The 6540-nt window shown below is 39.7% G+C and carries 6 protein-coding genes; all 6 read right to left on the minus strand.

Annotation, left to right across the window (positions count from 1 at the left end; genetic code table 11):
• Window positions 1-816, minus strand: coding sequence for an enoyl-ACP reductase FabI (locus tag GS399_RS18555; protein ID WP_160846157.1), 816 nt, complete (start codon window positions 814-816; stop codon window positions 1-3).
• Window positions 817-883: 67 nt separating this feature from the next.
• Window positions 884-2545: a DNA repair protein RecN gene (recN, locus tag GS399_RS18560; RefSeq protein WP_160846158.1), complete on the minus strand. Its 1662-nt coding sequence runs from the start codon at window positions 2543-2545 to the stop codon at window positions 884-886.
• A 108-nt stretch (window positions 2546-2653) separates the two neighbouring features.
• Window positions 2654-3550 (minus strand): type IX secretion system protein PorD, encoded by an 897-nt coding sequence (gene porD / locus GS399_RS18565; protein WP_160846159.1) that lies wholly within the window; start codon window positions 3548-3550, stop codon window positions 2654-2656.
• Window positions 3547-4746, minus strand: coding sequence for a bifunctional phosphopantothenoylcysteine decarboxylase/phosphopantothenate--cysteine ligase CoaBC (gene coaBC, locus GS399_RS18570; protein ID WP_160846160.1), 1200 nt, complete (start codon window positions 4744-4746; stop codon window positions 3547-3549). Before coaBC ends, porD begins: the two co-directional genes overlap by 4 nt.
• Window positions 4747-4769: 23 nt before the next feature.
• Window positions 4770-5096 (minus strand): DNA-directed RNA polymerase subunit omega, encoded by a 327-nt coding sequence (locus GS399_RS18575; RefSeq protein WP_160846161.1) that lies wholly within the window; start codon window positions 5094-5096, stop codon window positions 4770-4772.
• A gap of 15 nt (window positions 5097-5111) precedes the next feature.
• Window positions 5112-5996 (minus strand): outer membrane protein assembly factor BamD, encoded by an 885-nt coding sequence (locus tag GS399_RS18580; RefSeq protein WP_160846162.1) that lies wholly within the window; start codon window positions 5994-5996, stop codon window positions 5112-5114.
• Window positions 5997-6540 lie beyond the last annotated feature (544 nt).

Here is a 6540-nt window from a genome sequence, read left to right on the forward strand (position 1 = left end):
TTATTCTACGCCTAATTTGGTCATCACCTCATTGCTCACTCCGGTTGAAGAATATCCTCCGTCATGGAAGAGGTTCTGCATCGTAACCATCCTGGTAAGATCTGAGAAAAGAGTGATGCAGTAATCGGCGCAACTTTCTGCATCAGCATTTCCAAGCGGCGAAATCGCTTGAGCATAATCAAAAAAGTCACCGAACCCTTTGATTCCCGTTCCGGCAGTGGTTTTAGTTGGCGATTGTGAAACAGTATTGATCCGTACCTTTTTTTCAAGACCGTAATGATATCCAAAACTACGTGCGATGGATTCCAGCATTGCTTTAATATCGGCCATATCTGTATAAAAAGGATAAGTTCGCTGTGCTGCCATATAAGTTAAAGCAACCACACTTCCACCCTCATTAATTGCATCTAATTTTCTCGCAACGCTTAACATTTTGTGAAAAGACAATGCGGAAATATCGATTCCTTTTAAAAAATAATCATAGTTGGATTCTGTGTATGGAATGTTTTTTCTCATGTTTACACTCATTCCTATCGAGTGTAAAACGAAGTCTACTTTTCCACCCAAGATCTCTTGCGACTGCGTGAAAAGATTTGTCAGATCCTCGACACTTGTTGCATCAGCCGGAATAACTTGTGAGCCTGTTTTTTCTGCTAATGAATTAATTTCACCCATGCGCATAGCTACAGGAGCATTCGTTAAAACAAACGTTGCGCCTTCTTCGTGTGCTTTTTCAGCTATTTTCCAAGCTATTGAATTCTCATTCAGCGCGCCTGTGATGATTCCACGTTTGCCTTTCAATAAGTTATAAGCCATAGTTTCAAATTTGGTGGGGCTAAGTTAATGTATATACTGTAAAGCTGAAAAGGAAAATGTACTCAGATTAACTTTCAAGCAGTTCTTTCGCATTTTGCAAAGCAGACTGCCCCGGATTTTTTCCACTTAGCATTTCTGCGATGTCTCCGATGCGTTCTTCATTGTTGAGTAGTTTAATATCTGTCAATGTTTTTTCCGCCTGTTCATTTTTGTAAACGCGGTAGTGCGCGTCGCCCTTACTGGCAATTTGGGGAAGGTGCGTTATTGCAATTACCTGCATACTTTCAGATAGTTCTTCCATCACTTTTCCAACTTTTAAGGCTACTTCGCCGGAAATGCCTGTATCGATTTCGTCGAATATAATGGTTGGAAGCGCAGTTTGTTTGGATATCAGTGACTTGATACTCAGCATCACCCTAGACAGTTCACCGCCCGAAGCCACTTTGTTCATTGGCGCCGGCTCTTGCCCTTTATTTGCCGAAAAAAGGAATTGAATCGTGTTCCTGCCGTTTTGATTGAACTGTCCTTCTTCTAATGTTTTGTTAATGATTTTTAACGTCGAATTTGGCATGCCAACCTGCCAGAGAGTTTCTATTATTTTGTTTTCTATAAAAGGAATGATCTCGTTGCGGCTTGCTGAAAGATTATCCGCAAGGACAGAAAGTTCAGCAAACAATTTTTCAGACTCAAGCTTTAACCGGGCTATTTCTTCATCGGCAAAAGAAATTGATGACAATTTTTCAGACAATTCATTTTGTATTCTGATTAGTTCGACTGAAGAAGTGACCCGGTGTTTTTTTTGTAGATTGTAAAGAATATTAAGGCGGCCGTTTATTTCCACTGCGCGTTCTTCGTTAAATTGAGTTTGCTGTTCAATATTCTCAAGGTCGAAACTGATGTCTTTCAACTCAATCAATACACTTTGCAAGCGATCGCTCAGCGATTCAACATCAGGGTGAAACTTTGCAGCCTGCTGCAACTGAGTACCGCTTTCTTTCAATTGTTGGAGTACCGACTGTTCATGTTCGTTTAAAATATAAACTGTCGCACTCAGATTTCGTTTAATTTCTTCAGCGTGATTCAGTGCATTCAATTCTTTTTCAAGTTCGGCTTCTTCACTTTCTGTTAGAGCAGCTTTTTCAAGTTCATCAAATTGAAACTGCAAATAGTCTAATTCCAGTTTCGCTTTGTCGCTCTCCTCAATTAACGAGTTCAGGTTTGACTTTGATTGTCGGTGATTTTTATATGCTTTTTGATATTGCTGTAATAGTTGCTGATGGTTAGCAATTGAATCAACAACAAGCAACTGGAAATTTTCGTCGTTTATTTCAATGGTTGCATGCTGCGAATGAATGTCTATTAGACGTTCGCCTAATTGTTTTAATATTGCCAGATTAACCGGAGTATCATTTATAAATGCTCTGGACTTTCCATCAGCAGATACTTCTCGTCGTAATACTGTTTCGGATTCATAGTCCAGGTCGTTTTCTGAAAAGAAATCATTCAGTGCATAATTCTTTACCTGGAAAAATCCTTCAATGATGCACTTCTTTTGCTGATTATAGAAGTATTTACTTTCAGTACGCTGGCCAAGAATTAAGGATAATGCTCCTAAAATGATAGACTTACCGGCTCCTGTTTCACCGGTAATAATATTGAGCTTATCCGAGAACGAAATATCAAGATTGTCAATTAGTGCGTAATTGCGGATAGATAAACGGCTTAGCATAGGTTGCTAAATTACTGAAATTACGCTTGGTATAAATAATGTTTGAAAATATAGCGAACGAGTATTTGAAGATCGGCTTTATTGGGATCTGCAAGTTAAGTGAGCCTGCTATTTTTTCAATAACTCGTATTTAGGAATATTTGGCGGATTAAGGGACGAAAGTAAGTTGTAAAGGTCCATTCTCGTTTTTGGATCTGCCTGGCCGGCGATATTTACTATCTCATCCGCCTTGGCCGTAAAAAACACCTGGTTTATTATTGATCCTTGTTTTTGCTTGTCGATAATTTGAAGGTCTGGAAGGCTGCTGAAAATTGCTTTACGGCCTTTTTCCAAATTGTCAGACATCACATCTAGTCCCTGCCGATGATAGGTATACAGCACCTGCCTCACTGGAGCGTAATCCCTGTTATTGAAATTTTCGGCTAACCAAAACCTGTTTCTCAGACTTTCAAATGCTTTCCAGCCAGTAAAACCGGCAGTTTGAGCGTTATTAACTACGGTTTGTGCCTTCACATAATAAGGAGATCCGGAAAAGCGTGAAAACGTGTCGCTGTCCATTCCTACAATAATATAAGCGTAGTAGGCCAGGAGCGAAGTCAGATTATTCAGATATGCCTGGTCTGAATAATCTAACGGCTGTCCCTGCGACCATTGAAAATTAAAATCCTTATCGCTGATATTTAAAACCGTTGAATTATAGGTAGTGCCGTAAACTGGCCGGCTCGATTGGATTTGTGCTTCAGCCTTGAAATTGGCTGATCCATCCCATTCGGTCACATTAATAACGAAGCTGCAATCGATCCGTTCCTGCGACTGCAGGTTGTCCGCACTCCATTTTCGGCCATTCAGAAAATCTCTAATTAACGATTGCAGTGACGTTAATGCCTGCTTATTTGTGTTTTGTACTTGGGGAGATAAAATTTGTACTCTTGCATTTAAGTCCTGGGCTGATAAATGACAAATGCCACCTGTGATAAAAACGAAGAGAACAAGGAGACGTTTCATTTTAATGCTTCTAGAATCTTATTGCAAATATCTTCAGCAACCTGATGTTTTGATTTTAAGCTAAAGTACTCTTTATGGTGGTCCCGGTCAATAATTGTGATTTTATTTTCATCCCCCTGGAAGCCGGCTCCGTGGTCATTTAACGAGTTTAGGACGATGAAATCGAGATTTTTCTTCTCTATCTTTTTGATAGCGTTGCTTTCTTCGTCGTTTGTTTCCAGGGCGAAACCTATGAGCAGTTGACCAGGTTTCTTTTGTTTACCTATCGTTGCAAGAATGTCCGTCGTTTTTTCGAGCTCTATTGCCAGATCGGCACTTTCTTTTTTTATTTTTTGCTGTGCAACGACTTTTGGACGATAATCAGCGACCGCCGCGCTCATTACTGTAACGTCGGCTGATTCAAAATTAGCCGATACTTCGTCAAGCATTTCAGCTGCAGAGGTTACCGGGATAAATTTTAAACCTGTATAAGTTAGTTTTTGGGACGTTGGACCGCTTACAAGTGTGACATCTGCTCCAAGCATATGCAGGCGTTCGGCAATTGCGAATCCCATTTTCCCGGACGAATGATTCCCTATAAAACGTACCGGATCAATGGCTTCAAACGTAGGCCCTGCTGTGACAAGCGCCGTTTTACCGGTTAAAGGAAGTTTTTTTTTTAGACTGGATTCGAGAAAATCAACGATATCTTCCGGTTCAGCCATTCGGCCTTCGCCAGTTAGTCCGCTTGCAAGTTCGCCTGTTCCCGGATTAATTAAGATATTCTTATAGGATTGCAGCTTTGCAACATTGGATTGTGTCGAATCGTGTTTCCACATATCCAGGTCCATTGCCGGAGCAAAATATACCGGGCATTTCGCCGAAAGGTAGGTTGCGCATAGTAAATTATCACAAATGCCGGTTGCAAACTTAGCGAGTGTGTTGGCACTTATCGGAGCAACGATCATTAGATCGGCCCATAGACCTAGCTCTACGTGATTATTCCATTCGCCGGTTTCAGCGTTGAAATAATTTACCAGGACGGGATTTTTGGAAAGCGTAGAAAGTGTGAGCGGAGTGATGAACTCAATTGCATCACGAGTCATTATTACTTTGACATTTGCGCCAGCTTTTACCAGTAAACGAGTTAAAGTAGCAGATTTGTAACTGGCTATGCTGCCACAAATGCCTAGTAATATATTTTTGTTTTGTAACATAGCGTTAATAGCCATGTTGCTTGTTAGCTTTGTTCTTTTGAAGGGTTGCGGTGGTAAACTTTACCATTTAAAAATTCGTCAACAGCAACTAGTGTTGGTTTTGGTAAACGTTCGTAGTGTTTTGAAATCTCAATTTGCTCGCGGTTTTCAAATACTTCTTCAAGGTTATCATTCGATGAAGCAAATTCTGAAAGCTTGCCATGGAGCTCTTCTTTCATGTTGTTTGATATCTGGTTAGCGCGTTTTGAAATAATCACGATTGATTCGTAAATATTTCCTGTTTCTTTATCCAACTGGCGTACATCACGAGTCACTGTTGACGTTGGAACGGTGTTTTTAGTAGTATTCATATCTTTTTATTAACCTTAATTTTTCTTGGCGCTGGCAGAGTCAGCTTTGTATGTCATTTCCTGTTGTGCTAATAGCTTTTTTACATTAGCCATATCCCTCTCAGCATCCTTTTTATAATCTGTCGCATCTTTCATATAAGTGCTTTGCGGATATTTATCTGTAAACTCGCTGTATTGCGAAAGTACTTCATCAAAACGCTCTTCCTGTTTCGTTTCTAAACTGTTTTTTGCGAACAAATATTGAGCCTTTATAGTAAGGAATTCCATTTCTTCGCCATATTTAGTATCGGGATAATCACGAAGAGCATTTTTAAAAGCGATTACTGCCGAACGGTAGTTTTGTGGATCATAACCGCCCATATCCAGGTATTGTTTCGCAAGCGTATATGCTTTTGTTTCCAGCTTATTGCGTAGATCATCAATGTATTTACTTGCCTCGGCAACACGAGTACTCTTTGGATACAGGTTGATAAATAATTGAAGGGCATCAATTGCTTTCAATGTATTATCCTGGTCAAGCGAATATTTCGGAGATTCCAGATAATAACAGTAAGCGCTCATGTAACGGCACTCCTCGGCTCTCGCACTCGACGGGTACGTATCGGCGAATACCTTAAATAAGTATCTGGCGGTTGTATAATCTTTTAATTTGTAATTTGTAAAAGCGCTGTAGTATGAAAGATCTTCCGCTTCAGATCTTCCGCGATAGCGTTGCAACAGATCATCAAATAGTATTTGTGCTTTACTATAGTCCTTTTTATTATAAAGGCGTATTGCCTCCTGATATTTTTTTGCTGTATCGTTGCTCGCTTTCAGTTTTTCGAACTTACTCTTACAACCCGATGAAACGGTTAATAATACTATAAAACTCCAGGCAATTAATTGCTTGTTTTTAAACATCCTGCAAAGATAGGTTAATTTAAATTATGTGTCAATTTTATTAAGGGAGCTAAATTATAGTATATGTGTATAATGTAAAGCGCTTTAACAAAGTTTAACACGTGCGGCTGTTATGCTCTTTGTTTGGGTATCTTGTTATATTATATAGGATGTTTTAATGACGGTCTATACTATACTATATATGTGTAATGATTTTGCAAAGCGATGCCTACGATACTTCGGTTATAGCAGCGGGCTTTCCGTTTATACCGCACGGGCATTAAACACTTGCCCGTATTTACTTCAATCTGGTTTAGAATGGAAGGACGTTGCTTGTCGGTTTCTTTAACCGCAGGCAGATATATTCACATCATATCAGTCATGAATATCCAACGATGCTCTATCAACACGAAACCATTACCTGTCAAATTCCCAGACTTTCGCTTATATATATATTACAAACGGGGCCCTCACATAGCTTTATGAACGCTGGAAGCGTTTCATTTAGAAAATAACTTACTGAGAGCGAGGGTAGAACGAGAAAGATGGTTAAAACTGTTTGCGT

The sequence above is a fragment of the Hufsiella arboris genome (assembly GCF_009834875.1).
In the GTDB taxonomy this organism is placed as follows: Bacteria; Bacteroidota; Bacteroidia; order Sphingobacteriales; family Sphingobacteriaceae; genus Hufsiella_A; species Hufsiella_A arboris.